Raw genomic sequence first — 1237 nt, 5'->3', positions numbered from 1 at the left:
AGGGCTAGCTGACTTGCCGAAGACGCGTGGATAGGCGCCGCCGGTTATCCCGCTCACGAAATGCGGGACGCCATTGGCGCCGAAAACACCGACGAGAAAAGCAAGTAGTGCCGTCGGCCACATACGGGCTTCGTCCTCCGGCCAAGTTGAAACGTGCTGCTCGCCGCAGACCAGCCCAGGCTGGCAAGGCTGCCGACATTGCGGACAGGGCAAGCCTAAGGCAAGCCCGATACGCATTTGTGAACGCAACCGACCCGCCATCGACTTGCCCATGCTTGCGACACGGATATGTATCGCCCGGCATCAAAAACGGAACGGGCCATGGCGAAGCGCGACATTGAAATCACCACCGGAGACGGCAAGGCAAAAGCGAGCCTTTTCCGACCATCCACCAAGGCCGGCGCCGGTGTCATCCTCTACATGGATGCGTTCGGGCCGCGCCCGGCACTCGATGAGGTGGCGGAGCGGCTTGCCGGGCAGGGCTATGCAGTCTTAGTGCCTGACCTCTTTTATCGCAAAGCACCCTACGGTCCGTTCGATGCCAAGACCGCCTTCACGGTGGAGGAAACCAAGACCAAGTTGATGGCGCTGGTGACCGGCACCACGCAGGAGATGACAATTCGCGACAGCGCTGCCTTCCTCGGCGCGCTCATCTCCCAAGGCATCAATGGGCCGGTGGGCGTCGTCGGCTATTGCATGGGCGGCGCGCGGGCGCTTAACGCGGCGGCGGCCTATCCCGACCGCATCGTCGCGGCGGCGAGCTTCCACGGCGGCAATCTCGCAAGCGATGCGCCCGACAGCCCATACCGCAAGGCAGCCTCGATCAAGGCGCGCATCTATGTCGGCACCGCCGGCGTCGACCGCAGCTTCCCGCCGGAACAGTCGGCGCGGCTGGCGGAGGCGCTCAGGGTGGCCGAAGTCGACCACGTCATCGAGAACTATGTCGGTGTCGGCCATGGCTGGTGCATCAAGGACCACAGTGTCTATGACGAGGCCGGCGCGGAGAGGCACTGGAAGCGGCTGACGACATTCTTTGGCGAAACACTGGGCTGAGCGCCTCTTACACCGGCAGTGCTGCCCTCATCCGCCTTCGGGCACCTTCTTCCCGTTCACGGGGAGAAGGCAGGTCGCGCCGCAAAAAATTCTTCCATAACCCCAAGGAATCGCCATTAGCCTTCGTCCAACGGGCAAATGACGGCGATGATGCTGGACGACAGCGAAGCCTCCGATGCCGAAC

Annotated in this window: 1 protein-coding gene and 1 pseudogene; one reads left to right on the top strand and one right to left on the bottom strand. The window is 63.1% G+C overall.

Annotated features, from left to right (window positions below; translation table 11 throughout):
- Positions 1-273: pseudogene (locus tag EOA29_RS42490) on the bottom strand (hypothetical protein); the annotation flags it as partial.
- Between the two features lie 48 nt (positions 274-321).
- On the opposite strand from EOA29_RS42490, the gene EOA29_RS36925 reads away from it, so the two are divergent.
- Positions 322-1053: a dienelactone hydrolase family protein gene (locus EOA29_RS36925; protein ID WP_126093300.1), complete on the top strand. Its 732-nt coding sequence runs from the start codon at positions 322-324 to the stop codon at positions 1051-1053.
- Positions 1054-1237 lie beyond the last annotated feature (184 nt).

It is taken from the genome of Mesorhizobium sp. M1E.F.Ca.ET.063.01.1.1, from assembly GCF_003998155.1.
GTDB lineage: Bacteria > Pseudomonadota > Alphaproteobacteria > Rhizobiales > Rhizobiaceae > Mesorhizobium.
The sequence above is the reverse complement of the archived record's forward strand: the minus strand, read 5'-3'. Positions and strand labels throughout refer to the sequence as shown.